The 14,115-nt window shown below is 68.2% G+C and carries 14 protein-coding genes; 11 read left to right on the top strand and 3 right to left on the bottom strand.

What is annotated here, in order from left to right:
• The first annotated feature begins 8 nt into the window (after positions 1-8).
• The 6 genes from ACF8NF_RS11040 to ACF8NF_RS11015 all read left to right on the top strand — a co-directional run bounded on the left by ACF8NF_RS11040 (position 9) and on the right by ACF8NF_RS11015 (position 5,545).
• Positions 9-695 carry an RraA family protein gene (locus ACF8NF_RS11040; protein WP_016446268.1) on the top strand — a complete coding sequence of 229 codons (687 nt, stop codon included), beginning with the start codon at positions 9-11 and terminating at the stop codon, positions 693-695.
• Positions 692-1,624: an NAD(P)-dependent oxidoreductase gene (locus ACF8NF_RS11035; RefSeq protein ID WP_338500527.1), complete on the top strand. Its 933-nt coding sequence runs from the start codon at positions 692-694 to the stop codon at positions 1,622-1,624. Before ACF8NF_RS11040 ends, ACF8NF_RS11035 begins: the two co-directional genes overlap by 4 nt.
• Before the next feature lie 70 nt (positions 1,625-1,694).
• Positions 1,695-2,699, top strand: a complete 1,005-nt coding sequence (locus ACF8NF_RS11030) for a tripartite tricarboxylate transporter substrate binding protein (protein WP_043790526.1) — start codon at positions 1,695-1,697, stop codon at positions 2,697-2,699.
• Positions 2,700-2,738: 39 nt separating this feature from the next.
• Positions 2,739-3,695, top strand: coding sequence for a tripartite tricarboxylate transporter substrate binding protein (locus ACF8NF_RS11025; RefSeq protein ID WP_016446265.1), 957 nt, complete (start codon positions 2,739-2,741; stop codon positions 3,693-3,695).
• A 4-nt stretch (positions 3,696-3,699) separates the two neighbouring features.
• The gene (locus tag ACF8NF_RS11020; RefSeq protein WP_043790525.1) at positions 3,700-4,599 is read left to right on the top strand and encodes an amidohydrolase; all 900 of its coding nucleotides are present in this window, start codon (positions 3,700-3,702) and stop codon (positions 4,597-4,599) included.
• Positions 4,600-4,621: 22 nt separating this feature from the next.
• Positions 4,622-5,545: an SMP-30/gluconolactonase/LRE family protein gene (locus ACF8NF_RS11015; RefSeq protein WP_016451554.1), complete on the top strand. Its 924-nt coding sequence runs from the start codon at positions 4,622-4,624 to the stop codon at positions 5,543-5,545.
• Positions 5,546-5,602: 57 nt separating this feature from the next.
• Here the strand turns inward: ACF8NF_RS11015 and ACF8NF_RS11010 are convergent, their stop codons facing one another.
• A complete protein-coding gene (locus ACF8NF_RS11010; RefSeq protein WP_016446262.1) occupies positions 5,603-6,142 on the bottom strand; it encodes a PadR family transcriptional regulator in 540 nt (179 codons plus the stop codon).
• 160 nt (positions 6,143-6,302) lie between these two features.
• Between ACF8NF_RS11010 and ACF8NF_RS11005 the strand changes: the two genes are divergently transcribed.
• Together ACF8NF_RS11005 and ACF8NF_RS11000 are read left to right on the top strand one after the other, a co-directional pair.
• The gene (locus ACF8NF_RS11005; protein WP_343740150.1) at positions 6,303-8,324 is read left to right on the top strand and encodes an NADPH-dependent 2,4-dienoyl-CoA reductase; all 2,022 of its coding nucleotides are present in this window, start codon (positions 6,303-6,305) and stop codon (positions 8,322-8,324) included.
• A gap of 47 nt (positions 8,325-8,371) precedes the next feature.
• Positions 8,372-8,812, top strand: a complete 441-nt coding sequence (locus ACF8NF_RS11000; RefSeq protein WP_154834156.1) for a nuclear transport factor 2 family protein — start codon at positions 8,372-8,374, stop codon at positions 8,810-8,812.
• A gap of 66 nt (positions 8,813-8,878) precedes the next feature.
• Here ACF8NF_RS11000 and ACF8NF_RS10995 read toward each other — a convergent pair whose 3' ends face one another.
• Positions 8,879-10,330, bottom strand: coding sequence for a catalase (locus ACF8NF_RS10995; RefSeq protein WP_016446259.1), 1,452 nt, complete (start codon positions 10,328-10,330; stop codon positions 8,879-8,881).
• Positions 10,331-10,594: 264 nt separating this feature from the next.
• Entirely contained in the window at positions 10,595-11,137 is a 543-nt protein-coding gene (locus tag ACF8NF_RS10990; protein WP_016446258.1) for a PAS and helix-turn-helix domain-containing protein, read from the bottom strand.
• A gap of 73 nt (positions 11,138-11,210) precedes the next feature.
• Between ACF8NF_RS10990 and ACF8NF_RS10985 the strand changes: the two genes are divergently transcribed.
• The 3 genes from ACF8NF_RS10985 to ACF8NF_RS10975 all read left to right on the top strand — a co-directional run bounded on the left by ACF8NF_RS10985 (position 11,211) and on the right by ACF8NF_RS10975 (position 14,032).
• Entirely contained in the window at positions 11,211-11,918 is a 708-nt protein-coding gene (locus tag ACF8NF_RS10985) for a CoA transferase subunit A (protein WP_016446257.1), read from the top strand.
• A gap of 2 nt (positions 11,919-11,920) precedes the next feature.
• The gene (locus ACF8NF_RS10980; RefSeq protein WP_012206068.1) at positions 11,921-12,559 is read left to right on the top strand and encodes a 3-oxoacid CoA-transferase subunit B; all 639 of its coding nucleotides are present in this window, start codon (positions 11,921-11,923) and stop codon (positions 12,557-12,559) included.
• Between the two features lie 108 nt (positions 12,560-12,667).
• Positions 12,668-14,032: an HD-GYP domain-containing protein gene (locus tag ACF8NF_RS10975; protein ID WP_061288148.1), complete on the top strand. Its 1,365-nt coding sequence runs from the start codon at positions 12,668-12,670 to the stop codon at positions 14,030-14,032.
• Positions 14,033-14,115 lie beyond the last annotated feature (83 nt).

Genomic DNA, 14,115 nt, shown 5'->3' with positions numbered 1-14,115 from the left:
GGACCATCATGAGCCAACTCCCAGAAATCATCCGTGACATAGAGCGCGTGGACGCCCAAGTCGTGCAGCGCGCAGCCGGCTTTCAGGCCGCCATCCTGGCCGACGTGGCGGGCCGCCGCGGCACCATGCATTCGCGCGTGGCGCCCGTGCACCAGGGCATGAAAGTGGCCGGCCCGGCCTTCACCGTCGAGGTGCGTCCCGGCGACAACCTCATGATCCACGCCGCCATCGCACTGGCCCGGCCCGGCGACGTGCTGGTCATCGACGGCAAGGGCGACCAGACCGCGGCGCTCATGGGCACGCTGATGCTCAGCGCCTGCAAGAAGCTGGGTCTGGCCGGCGTCATCGTGGACGGCGCCATCCGCGACCGGCTGGAGCTGCTGGAGCTGGACTTCCCCGTGTTCAGCGCAGGCTTCAATCCCGCGGGCCCGACCAAGTTCGTGCCGGGCCGCATCAACCACGCCATCTCCGCTGGTGGCACGACGGTTCACCCGGGCGACCTGGTGGTGGGCGATGCCGATGGCGTGGTCGTCATCGAGCGCGCCAAGGCCCCCGCCATGCTGGAGCTGGCCGTGAAGAAGGTGGCCGACGAGGCCGCCCGCATCGAGGCCATTGCGCGCGGCGACACGGCATCGAAGTGGCTGCCCGCGGCCCTGCGCGCGGCCGGCGTGCTCAAGGAAGGGGAATCGCTGTGAGCACCATCATCGTCACCGGCGCCGATCTGGCGCCACAGGCCCTGGACCTGCTGGCCCGGCACGACATCGTCTATGCGGGCAAGACGCCCACCGAAGAGGACCTGGTTGCGCTGTGCCGCGCCCATGATCCCGTGGCCATCATCGTGCGCTACGGCAAGGTGGGCGCGGCCGTGATGGACGCGGCGCCCTCGCTGCGCGTGATCTCCAAGCACGGCAGCGGCACGGACACCATCGACAAGGCGGCCGCCGCCGAACGCGGCATTGCCGTGGTGGCCGCCGCGGGCGCCAATGCGGCGGCCGTGGCCGAGCAGGCACTCGCGCTGCTGCTGGCCTGCGCCAAGTCGGTGGTGGCGCTGGACGCCCGCATGCACGCAGGCCACTGGGACAAGGCCACGCACAAGAGCCTGGAGCTGGGCGGGCGCACCGTGGGCCTGGTGGGGCTGGGCGCCATCGGCCTGCGCTTTGCGCGCATGGCCGATGCGCTGGGCATGCGCGTGATCGGCTTCGATCCCTTCGCAAAGAACCTGCCCGCCTACGTGCAGCCCGTGGACCTGGAAACCATCTGGCGCGAGTCCGACGCGATTTCGCTGCACTGCCCGCTGACCGAGGAAAACCGGGGCATGCTCGGCGCCTCCACGCTGGCGGCCTGCAAGCGCGGCGTGATCGTGGTCAACACCGCACGCGGCGGCCTGATCGACGAGGCCGCGCTCCTGGCCGCCGTGCGCTCGGGCCAGGTGGCGGCCGCAGGGCTGGACAGCTTTGCGGTGGAGCCCATGGTGGCCGGCCACCCGTTCCAGGGCGAAAGGAACTTCGTGCTCAGCCCCCATATCGGCGGCGTGACCGGCGATGCCTACGTGAACATGGGCGTGGGCGCGGCCCGCAATGTGCTGGAGGTGCTGGCCCGCGTGCCTGCGGCGGCCGGCGCCTGAGCCAGGGCAGGGGCGCCGTGCGCGCCCTTGGCCCATGCATGTGCATGCATGTGATTTGAGGAGACAAGCGATGTCGAGGAATTTCCAAGAGGTCCGCCGCCTGGCCTTGCGCGGCGGCCTGCTGGCCGCCGTGGGGCTGGCCGTGCTGGGCGCCCAGCCCGCGCTGGCGCAGAAGGACTATCCGGCCAAGCCCGTGCGGCTGGTCGTGGGCTTTGCGGCGGGCGGCCCCACCGACGTGGTGGCGCGCGCCTTTGCCGACCATGCGGGCAAGGCGCTGGGCCAGCCCTTCGTGGTGGACAACAAGCCCGGGGCCAACACCATACTGGCCGCGCAGGCCGTGGCTGGCGCGCCGGCCGATGGCTATACGCTGCTGTTCGGCGCCACCAACCACAGCATGATCCCGGCGCTGTACCAGGGCCGCGTGAAGTTCGACGTGGTGCGCTCGTTCCGGCCGCTGTGCACGGTGGCCAGCAGCCCCACGGTGCTGGTCGTGGGGCCGGGCATGCCGGCGCGCAACCTGCAGGATTACATGGGCCAGGCACGCAGCCGGCCCGGCAGCGTCACGGCTGGCACGGCGGGCATGGGCAGTTCGGGCCATTTCGCCACCGAGATGTTTGCGCGGGCCAAGAGCCTGAAGCTCAACCACGTGCCCTACAAGGGCGCGGCGCCCGTGGTGACCGACCTCATGGGCGGCCAGCTCGACAGCTCCTTCGCCACGCTGGGCTCGGTGCTGCCCCAGGTGCGCAGCGGCAAGCTCACGGCGCTGGCCGTGGCCTCGCCCAGGCGCGCGTCCCTGCTGCCCCAGGTGCCCACCTTTGCCGAAGCGGGTGGCGGCGACTACTCGGCCGATGTCTGGTACGGCGTGCTCGCGCCGGCCGGCATTCCCGACGGCGCGGCCCAGGCGCTGGAGCGTGTGGCCGTGGAGTTTGCCAAGAGTGCATCGGCCGCGGAAAAGCTGCACGGCCTGGGCATGGATGCCGAGTCGAGCTGCGGCAGCGCCTTCGCGCAGCGCGTGGCCAGCGAAGCGGCCTCCTATGCGCAGATCGCCCGCGAACTGAACCTGAAGGCGGATTGATTCGGCCGCCGCCCCCTCTAAAAAATGTGGAGACAAGCCATGAAATTCCTTGCCAGAACCCTGATCGCGGCCTGCGCCCTGGCCGCCGCCGTGGCCCAGGCCGCCTTTCCCGAGCGTCCCATCACCCTGGTCGTGCCCTATGCGCCCGGCGGCGGCGCCGACGCGGCCGCGCGCCTGCTGGCCACGCGCATGGGCGCGCGGCTGGGCACCAGCATCATCGTGGACAACCGGCCCGGGGCCAGCGGCACGATTGGTGCCAGCCAGGTGGCCAAGGCGCGCGCCGATGGCTACACGGTGCTCTACGACGCCACGCCGTTTTCCATCAACCCGCATCTGTTTGCCAAGCTGCCCTATGCGCGCAGCGCGCTGCAGCCGCTGTCGCTGGTGCTGCTCATGCCCAATGTGGTCGTGGTGAAGGCCGATTCGCCCGTGCGCAGCGTGGCCGACCTGGCGGCCAGGGCCAAGGCGCAGCCGGGCAAGATCAACTTCGCCTCGGGCGGCAGCGGCACGGTGCAGCGCCTGGCGGCCGAGCTGTTTCGCCAGCGGCTGGAGCTGGACATGGTCCATGTGCCCTACAAGAGCGGCGGGCCGGCCATTGCCGATGTGATGGGCGGGCAGGTGGACTTCATGTTCGGCACCATGGCGGCCACCTATCCGCTGGTCACGGGCGGCAAGCTGCGCGCCCTGGCCGTGGCGGCGCCCCAGCGCTCGGCGCGCCTGCCCGATGTGCCCACCGTGTCCGAGACCGTGATTCCCGGCTACGAGGCCTATGAGTGGAACGGCATCTTCCTGCCCACGGGCACGCCCGAGCCCGTGGCCGCGCGCCTGCACCAGGCGCTGTCCGAGGTGCTGCAGGAAGCCGAGGTGCGCCAGCGCCTGAGCGACCTGGGCGCCCAGCCCATGGCATCGACGCCGGCCGAGTTCGCCGCCTTCCTCCAGAAGGAAGACGCCAAGTGGGGCGAGGTGGTGCGCAAGGGCGCCATCGTGCTGGACTGAGCGCATGGGCATGACCGACATCGCCATGGCCGTGCCGCACTCGGCCGGCACGAGCAGGCCTGCGCGCACGCTGCCGCCCCTGGCCTGCGACAGCCACATGCACATCTTCGATGCGCGCTTTGCGCCGTCGCCGCACTGGCCGCGCACGCCTCCGCAGGCCGACGTGGCCATGTACCGCCAACTGCAGCGGCGCCTGGGCACCTCGCGCGCCGTGGTGGTCACGCCCTCGACCTATGGCACGGACAACGCCTGCACGCTGGATGCGCTGGAGCGCCTGGGCGATGATGCGCGCGGCGTGGCCGTGGTCGCCCACGATGTGGCCGATGCCGAGCTGGACCGGCTGGCCACGCACCGCGTCTGCGGGCTGCGCGTGAACTTTGTCTCGCCGCAGTCCTGGGGCGAGACCACGGCCCACATGCTGGTCACGCTGGCGCACCGGGTCGCACGGCTGGGCTGGCATGTGCAGGTCTTCGTGCAGCCCGAACAGCTGGTGGCGCTGGAGCCCGTGCTGGGCGCGCTGCCCGTGCCCCTGGTCGTGGACCACCTGGGTCGCATCGACCCGGCCGCGGGCATGCAGGGCGTGGAGGGCGCGGCCCATGCCGCGCTGCGCCGGCTGCTCGATGGCGGCAACACCTGGGTCAAGCTCTCCGGCGCCTATATGCGTTCATCGGTGGGCGGCCCCTCCTATGCCGACACGCTGCCGCTGGGCCGCGATCTGGTGCGCGCCGCACCCGAGCGCCTGGTCTGGGGCAGCGACTGGCCGCACACCACCGAGGCGCCGGGCTCCGTCGACGATGCCGATCTGGTCGATCTGCTGCAGGCCTGGGCGGGCACGGACGAGGCCATGGACCGCATCCTGGTCGACAATCCAGCGCGCCTGTACGGCTTCAGCGCCATCCCCTGAAATCCCGAGAAAGACAAGCACCATGTTCCTGCTGCAAGCCCCCCAGGTCTGCGAACTCGAATCGTTCACCGCCATGCCCGACGCCCTGCGCCGCCCCGAGCGCAGCGAGTGGGCCGATGCCAACCGGGGCGGCGCCGTCACCGACTCCTTCCTCGAGGGGCCGGTGTTCGACGGCGCCGGCAACCTGTACGTGGCCGACATTCCCTGGGGCCGCGTCTTCCGCATCGATCCGCAAGGCGCCTGGACCCTGGTGGCCGAGTACGACGGCGAGCCCAACGGCATGAAGTTCCTTGACGAGCGCACGCTGCTGATCACCGACTACAAGAACGGCCTGATGTGCCTGGAGGTGGCCACGGGGCGCGTCAGCCCCTATCTGCAGCGGCGCAACAGCGAGCGTTTCAAGGGCGTGAACGACCTGGTCTTCGATGCCGAAGGCAACCTCTACTTCACCGACCAGGGCCAGAGCGGCCTGCACGACCCCAGCGGCCGCCTGTACCGCCTGCGTCCGGACGGCCGGCTGGACCTGCTGCTGGCCAACGTGCCCAGCCCCAACGGCGTGGCGCTGTCGCCCGATGGCCGCGTGCTCTACCTGGCCGTGACGCGCGGCAACTGCGTCTGGCGCGTGCCCCTGCTGCCCGATGGCAGCGTGGCCAAGGTGGGGCAGTTCTTCACCTCCTACGGCCCCAGCGGCCCCGACGGGTTGGCCGTGGATGACCAGGGCCGGCTGCTGGTGGCCAACCCGGGCCTGGGCCTGGTGTGGGTGCTCAACCACCGCGCCGAGCCCGTGCAGGTGCTGCGCGGCGTGCCGGGAAGCTCGCTCACCAACCTGGCCTTTGGCGGCGCGGACCGTCGCACGCTGCATGTGACGGACTCCACGCACGGGCGCATTCTGCGTGCCCGGCTGGAGGCGCCGGGGCTGGCGCTGCACGGCTTGAACAAGGGCTGAGGCGGCCGTCGCGACCTTCTCAGCCGTCTCGGCAGTCTCAGTCGTCGCAACCGTTCCTCAGGGCCTGGCCGGCATGTCCAGGATCTCCCGGGCTTCCTGCAGCAGGCCTATCCACAGCTGCTCCTGCTGTATGCCGGCCTTGAGCACCAGGTGCTGCAGCCGCCGCTCGCGCGTGGGCGGCTTGTCCAGGAAGTCGCGCTGCTCCAGGCGCTGGTAGACGTCCAGCTGCGCCTGGTGCAGTGCCAGCAGCCGCTGCACTTCGTCCTGCAGTCCGCAGGGCCCCACCACCGCCTCGGCACGCAGGCGCACCATCCATTCCTCGCGCAGCGGCTTGGGGTCTTCCTGCTCGGCCACCCAGCGCTTGAGCTCCTTGCGGCCGGTGGGAAGGATGCGGTACTGGCGCTTGCGGCCCCGGCCGGATTCGGCGGGAAGGGCCTCTATCCATTGCGCCTCTTCCAGCCGCGCGAGTTCGCGGTAGATCTGCTGGTGCGTGGCATTCCAGAAGTAGCCGATGGAGCGGTCGAAGCGCTCGGCAAGTTCCGAGCCCGAGCAGGGGTGCTCGACCAAGGCGGTGAGAAGGGCGTGTGGCAGGGACATCGGCAACAAAGGGACTGGCGCTGGGCGCCATCTTACGGGCCTGCATGGAGGCGCGGCCAAGCGCTGCAGTCATTTCTGCAATTTTTTGCGCAACCAGTTGCATAAATAATGGAGGCTGACTACATTCATGCAATCAGTTGCATAAAAAAGCGAGACAGGCATGACCCACTACCCCCACCTGAATGCCGAACTGGACCTGGGCTTCACCACGCTCAGAAACCGCGTGCTCATGGGCTCCATGCACGTGGGCCTGGAAGAGGCGCCCAACGGTTTCGAGCGCATGGCAGCCTTCTATGCGGAACGGGCACGTGGCGAGGTGGGCTTGATCGTCACGGGCGGCATCGCCCCCAATGAGCGGGGCCGGCCCATGAAGGGCGGCGCCATGATGGTCAATGAGCACGAGGCGGACCAGCACCGCATCGTCACGCAGGCCGTCCATGCCGAGGGCGGCAAGATCGCCATGCAGATCCTGCACTTCGGCCGCTACGCCTACCAGCCCGGGCTGGTGGCGCCCAGCGCGCTGCAGGCGCCCATCAACCCCTTCGTGCCGCATGCGCTGACGGGCGACGAGGTGGAGCAGACCATCGAGGACTTCGTGCGCTGCGCAGCCCTGGCCCGCCATGCGGGCTACGACGGCGTGGAGATCATGGGCTCGGAGGGCTACCTGATCAACGAGTTCATTGCGGCGCGCACCAACCACCGCGATGACGAATGGGGCGGCAGCTACGCGGGCCGCATGCGCTTTGCGGTGGAGATCGTGCGGCGCACGCGCCAGCGCTTGGGGCGGGACTTCATCATCATCTACCGCCTGTCCATGCTGGACCTGGTGGAGGGCGGCTCCACGCTGGAGGAAGTGATCGCGCTGGCCCAGGCCATCGAGGCCGCGGGCGCCACGCTGCTGAACACGGGCATAGGCTGGCACGAGGCGCGCATCCCCACCATCGCCACCAAGGTGCCGCGCGCCGCCTATGCCTGGGTCACGCAGCGCGTGATGGGGCAGGTGGGCATCCCGCTGATCACCTCCAACCGCATCAACACGCCCGAAGTGGCCGAGCGCCTGCTGGCCGAGGGCTATGCCGACATGGTGTCCATGGCCCGGCCGCTGCTGGCCGATGGCGACTTCGTGCGCAAGGCACGCCAGGGCCGGGCCGACGAGATCAACACCTGCATTGCCTGCAACCAGGCCTGCCTGGACCATACCTTTGGCGGCAAGATCACCTCCTGCCTGGTCAACCCGCGCGCCTGCCATGAGACCGAGCTGGTGATTGCGCCCGCGCCCGCCGCCAAGCGCATCGCCGTGGTGGGCGCCGGCCCGGCGGGCCTGAGCTTTGCCGTCACCGCCGCGCAGCGCGGCCATGCGGTGACGCTGTTCGATGCGGCCAGCGAGATCGGCGGGCAGTTCAACATTGCCAAGAAGGTGCCTGGCAAGGAGGAGTTCCACGAGACGCTGCGCTACTTCCGCCGCCAGCTGGAGCTGGGCGGCGTGGCGCTGCGACTGGGCCACCGCGTGGATGCGGCCCAGCTCATCGAGGGCGGCTATGACGAGATCGTGCTGGCCACGGGCATACGGCCGCGCGTTCCCGCCATCGACGGCGTGGACCATCCCAAGGTCCTCGGCTACCTGGACGTGCTGCAGGGCGACAGGCCCGTGGGCGAGCGCGTGGCCATCATCGGCGCGGGCGGCATCGGCTTCGATGTGGCCGAGTACCTGACCCATGCCGGCGACAGCGGCGCCGTGGCGCCCCGCAAGTTCTATGCGGAGTGGGGCATAGACACGGACTACGCCCAGGCCGGCGGCCTGGCGCAGCCGCAGGCCCAGCCCTCGCCGCGCCGCGTGCACCTGCTGCAGCGCAAGTCCACCAAGGTGGGCGACCAGCTGGGCAAGACCACAGGCTGGATACACCGCACCTCGCTGAAGGCGCGCAGCGTGGCCATGGGCTCGGGCGTGGCCTATGAGCGCATCGACGACGCCGGCCTGCACATCACCGTGGACGGCCAGCCGCAACTGCTGGAGGTGGACAACGTCGTGCTCTGCGCGGGCCAGGAGCCGCAGCGCGAGCTGCATGCGGCCCTGAGCGCGGCGGGCTGCAGCGTGCACCTGATCGGCGGCGCCGACGTGGCGGCCGAACTCGACGCCAAGCGCGCCATCCTGCAAGGCACCACGCTGGCGGCCAGTCTTTGAGGGCGCCGCCCGATTCCGTTTTCCACCTCAACCACCAGGAGACAAGCATGTCCCAGCCCCCGAAGAACGCCCATCCCGCAGTCGCCCGCTCCCTGGAGCTGTGGCATCGCATGGTTGCCGCCAGCGACCTGGGCGAGCTGCACACCATCGTCCATCCCGATGCAGTGTTCCGCTCGCCCATGGCGAACACGCCCTATGCCTCGGCAGCCGCGCTGATGCTGGCGCTGTCCACCGTGGTCCAGGTCTTCGAGAACTTCACCTACCACCGCCAGATGGCTAGCGATGACGGCCTGGACGTGGTGCTGGAGTTCAGCGCCAGCGTGGGCGGCAAGAACCTCAAGGGCATCGACTTCATCCGCTTCGACGAGCAGGGGCTGATCCGGGAATTCGAGGTCATGGTGCGCCCCATGAGCGGCCTGCAGGCCCTGGGCTCGGAGATGGGAAAGCGGCTGGGCGACAAGCTTCCCGCCTTCAAGGCCGTGGCCTGAGGGCAGGGCGTGCCATGAAAAACGCCCCCGAAGTTTCGGGGGCGTTTTGCCGTGGGCGTCAGCCGGTCAGAGCGTGCCGGCCTTCTGGCGGGCAATGGCATCGGCCACGCCCTTGCCGTAGGCCGGGTCGGCCTGGGTGCAGTGCGCTATGTGCTTTTGCACGATGTGCTCGGACACACCGGCGATGTTGCGCGCCGTGTTCTCGAACAGGCGCTGCTGCGCATCGGGCGTGAGCAGGCGGAACAGGTCGCCGGGCTGGGTGAAGTAGTCGGCATCGTCCTCGCGGTAGTTCCAGCGGTCGGCCGCGCCGTTGAGGGCCAGCGGCGGCTCGGCGAAGGCCGGCTGCTCCTGCCACTCGCCCTTGGTGTTGGGCTCGTAGGCGATGGTGCCGCCGTAGTTGCCGTCCACGCGCATGGCGCCGTCCCGGTGGTAGGCGTGGTAGGGGCAGCGCGGCGCGTTCACGGGGATCTGGTGGTGGTTCACGCCCAGGCGGTAGCGCGCGGCATCGCCGTACGAGAACAGGCGCGACTGCAGCATGCGGTCGGGCGAGGGGCCGATGCCCGGCACCAGGTTGGCCGGCGTGAACGAGGCCTGCTCCACATCGGCGTGGTAGTTGCGCGGGTTGCGGTTGAGCTCCATCACGCCCACTTCGATCAGCGGGTAGTCCTTCTTGCTCCAGACCTTGGTCAGGTCGAAGGGGTGGAAGCGGTAGGTCTCGGCTTCATGCTCGGGCATGATCTGCACGCACAGCTTCCAGCGAGGGAACTCGCCGCGGTCGATGGCCTCGAGCAGGTCGCGCTGGCTGCTTTCACGGTCGGAGGCGACGACGGAGGCCGCCTCGGAATCGGTGAAGTTCTCTATGCCCTGCTGGCAGACCCAGTGGAACTTGACCCAGTGGCGCTCGTTGCTGGCGTTGATGAAGCTGTAGGTGTGCGAGCCGAAGCCGTGCATGTGGCGGTAGCCGCGCGGAATGCCCCGGTCGCTCATGACGATGGTGATCTGGTGCAGCGCCTCGGGCAGGCCGGTCCAGAAGTCCCAGTTGTTCTCGGGCGAGCGCAGGTTGGTGTAGGGGTCGCGCTTGACGGCCTTGTTCAGGTCCGGGAACTTGAGCGGGTCGCGGAAGAAGAACACCGGCGTGTTGTTGCCCACCAGGTCCCAGTTGCCTTCCTCGGTATAGAGCTTGACGGCAAAGCCGCGGATGTCGCGCTCGGCGTCGGCCGCGCCGCGCTCGCCGGCCACGGTGGAAAAGCGCGCGAACACTTCGGTCTGCTTGCCGATGTCGGAGAACACCTTGGCGCGGGTATAGCGCGTGATGTCACCCGTCACGGTGAAGGTGCCGAAGGCGCCCGAGCCCTTGGCGTGCATGCGGCGCTCGGGAATCACTTCGCGGTTGAAGTGGGCCATTTTTTCCAGATGCCACAGGTCCTGCAGCAGCATCGGGCCACGCGGGCCGGCCGTGAGCGAGTCCTGGTTGTTGGCAACCGGGGCACCTGCGGCGGTGGTGAGCTTGTGGGTCATGGTCTCTCCTTGATCGAGGGGTGGTAGCGGCGCCGGCTTGCACGCAGGCAGCGCGGCGCTTGGAAAATAAATAGCTGCGTGCTATCGAATTGCTTTTATTGTTGTTTCTTTCTATGGATGCGGCAAGGCTTTGGCGATTGGCAAATCTCAACTGCGCCATAGCCAAAAAATTTCACCGCACCCCGCCTGCGTCGTGCCGGGCATGCTTTTTGCCAAGGCATTGTGTTGCGCGGGCGGATACGGCCCGTGTAGGCCGTCGCCCTGTCAGCCAGAGACCAGCTTGTGGACCAGATCGGCGGCCGTGGAGGCGCCGTACTTGCGCATCAGCCGTGCGCGGTAGATCTCCACCGTGCGGTGGCTGATGGCCAGGGCGCGGCCGATTTCCTTGGAGGTCAGGCCTTCCAGCAGGCGGGCGGCCACCTCGCGCTCGCGCCCCGTGAGTTCGGCCTTGACGGGGCGCTGGGCGCTGAGGTCCTCGAAGCTCCAGATGCCCGAGGCATGCGGGTCGCTGCGGTCCAGCGTGCGGCCCGTGACATGGCACCAGAACGTTTCGCCGTTGGCGCGCTTCATGATGCGGTTGTCCGAGTAGAAACCCCGGGCGTTGAGAATGGGCGCGATGCGCGCGCCCAGCCGCTCATACTCGTCGGCGCTGGGGTAGAGGATCTGGAAGGTCTGGCCGATCAGCACCTCGCGCGAGGCCTCGAACATCTCGCAGACCTGGCGATTGCAGTCGATCATGGTGCGGTTGCGCGAGATCACGAGACCGACGGGGGCGGCCTCGAACGCCAGCCTGTAATCTATATCCATGGGCAAATCTTTACGAAAAACTACCTATGCAAGTACGTAGTATCGTAGCGCATCCAATCTGAAGGAGACATGTGTGAAAAAGCTCTACCCCTCTGCGGAGCAGGCGCTCCAGGGCGTCGTGGCCGACGGGCAATTGCTGGCTGTGGGAGGCTTCGGCCTGTGCGGCATTCCCGAGGCCCTGATCGACGCGCTGCGTGACAGCGGCGTCAAGGGCCTGACGGTGATTTCCAACAACGCGGGCGTGGACGGCTTTGGCCTGGGCAAGCTGCTGGAGACGCGCCAGATCAAGAAGATGATCTCGTCGTATGTGGGCGAGAACAAGGAGTTCGAGCGCCAGTACCTGGCCGGCGAGCTGGAGCTGGAATTCACGCCCCAGGGCACGCTGGCCGAGAAGCTGCGCGCAGGCGGCGCCGGCATTCCCGCCTTCTTCACCAAGACCGGCGTGGGCACCATGGTGGCCGAGGGCAAGGAGCTGCGCGAATTCGACGGCGAGACCTATGTGATGGAGCGCTCGCTCGTGCCCGATGTCTCCCTGGTCAAGGCCCACCGTGCCGACAAGAGCGGCAACCTGCAGTTCCGCCTGACGGCGCGCAACTTCAACCCTGCCGCCGCCACGGCCGGCAAGGTCTGCATCGTGGAAGTGGAGGAGGTGGTCGAGGTCGGCGAGATCGCACCGGACGACATCCACCTGCCCGGCATCTACGTGCACCGCATCGTGCACAACCCGAACCCCGAAAAGCGCATCGAAAAGCGCACCATCACAGAAAAACAAGGAGCCTGACCATGCCGTGGACCCAAGACCAGATGGCCGCCCGCGCGGCCCAAGAACTCGAAGACGGCTTCTACGTCAACCTGGGCATCGGCATTCCCACCCTGGTGGCCAACCACACGGGTGACAAGGAAGTGTGGCTGCAGTCCGAGAACGGCATGCTGGGCATCGGCCCCTTCCCGACCGAGGATGCCGTGGACGCCGACCTGATCAACGCCGGCAAGCAGACCGTGACGACGATTGCCGGCTCGTCCATCTTCGGCAGCGACCAGTCCTTCGCCATGATCCGTGGCGGCAAGATCAACCTGTCCATCCTGGGCGCCATGCAGGTGTCCGAGAAGGGCGACCTGGCCAACTGGATGATCCCCGGCAAGATGGTCAAGGGCATGGGCGGCGCCATGGACCTGGTGGCGGGCGTCAAGCGCGTCATCGTGCTCATGGAGCATGTGGCAAAGAAGAAGGACGGCACGACCGACCTCAAAATTCTTCCCGCCTGCACCCTGCCTTTGACCGGCGTGGGCGTGGTGGACCGTATCATCACCGACCTGGGAGTGATGGACGTGACGCCGCAGGGCCTGAAGCTCGTGGAACTGGCCCCCGAAGTGAGCTTCGAGGACATCCAGTCCAAGACCGGCGTGACGCTGATTCGCTGATGTTGCCGTGCTGTGCAGTGCCTGCCTGGTGCAGGCCTGCGCGACGAGAGCCCGCCTTGCGCGGGCTCTTTTGCTTATATTTCAGATTTCGAGCCAATGGGAGCCTCTATGACGGATGTCGCGGCCGTGCGCAATCCACCGACAGCGCAGGGATGGAAGGACGAGGGCGTGCATTTCCTGCGCGCCGTCACCGACATGGCCGAGCATTGCAACGTGGTGACCGGCGAGCCCATCTTCAACGACAAGGGCGTCAAGCTCGTGGACAAGGGCGCGCGCATCGACAGCAACATGTACGAGCGCCTGGTCAAGCACAAGCTGCGCGACCCCATCGACAAGCACCTGGGCGTGGACAACCGCGTGGACGTGCTGGCCATCGAGGCCCAGGCCATGGTGCAGTGCGAAACCGTGGACCTGATGCGCCGCCTGGTGCAGTCGCTGGGCGGCACGGACCGGCTGCTGGCGCCGCTGCGCCTGATGGTGCTGCCGCCGCAGATCGCCTTCAAGCTCACGGTCATGCGCGAGCAGCGCCCCGAGCTGTTCGCCCACAGCCTGCAGATGATGCTGGTGGCCGTTTACCTGGCGCTGCAAAGCGAATGGAGCGAGCGTGAATGCGGCCCGCTGGCCACGGCGGCCCTGTTGCACGATGTGGGCATGCTCTACATGGACCCGGCCTGGACCGACCCCAACTACCGGCTCACGGGCGCCGAGCGCAAGCACCTGGTGGCGCACTCGGTCACGGGCATGCTCATCATGCGGGGCGCGGGCGCGTATTCGCAGGACGTGGAAATGGCCGTGCTCGAGCACCACGAGCGCATGGACGGCACGGGCTATCCGCGCGGCGTGCATGGCGAAGCCATCTCCAAAATGGGCCGTATCCTGTTGCTGGCCGAGGTGGTCTCGGCCTTCTTCGACAAATTCCAGGACCTGCCCGGCCAGCGCCTGTCGCTGATGCTGCGCATGAACCACCGCCGCTATCCGGCCGATCTGGTCGGCATCCTGCTGCCGCTGCTGTACGACGAGATCTCGCCGGGCACGCCGCTGCCGCCGCTGCAGGCCGAGGTCACGCACAGCGTGGCAGCGCTGTCGGCCGCCTTCCAGATGTGGGACACGTTCAGCCAGGCCTTTCCCGAGCGCTGGCAGGCCATGCCCGACCACCAGGCGGCCGTCTACATCGACTCCAGCATCGGCAGCCTGCAAAAGCAGCTGGCCGAGGCCGGCCTGCACCCGAACCAGCAGACCGACCTGCTGGCCTACCTCAAGGACGACGTGCAGGGCATGAGCGAGCTGGCCCTGCTCAGCCGCGAGGCCCTGTGGCAGCTGCAGGCCATTGTCAACGCCTGCCTGCGCCGCTGGCCCGCCATCAACGCCCGCACCCACGCCGTGGACACGGCGGTCGCGCAATGGTGCGAAGCCTGCATGCAGATCGACGCCACACCCCCAGCGGGTGGCGCAGCGAGAGCGCCAGCGCACTGAGACAGCCGGGCTTGCCCGGCTTTTTTACATCCGTGGATCTCTCGGAAATCAAGAGTGCTGTATATTCATACAGTATTTGAGAT

It is taken from the genome of Delftia sp. WSY_22 (genome assembly GCF_043104185.1).
Taxonomy (GTDB): Bacteria; Pseudomonadota; Gammaproteobacteria; order Burkholderiales; family Burkholderiaceae_C; genus Comamonas; species Comamonas tsuruhatensis.
This window is presented reverse-complemented; position numbering and strand designations above follow the sequence as displayed.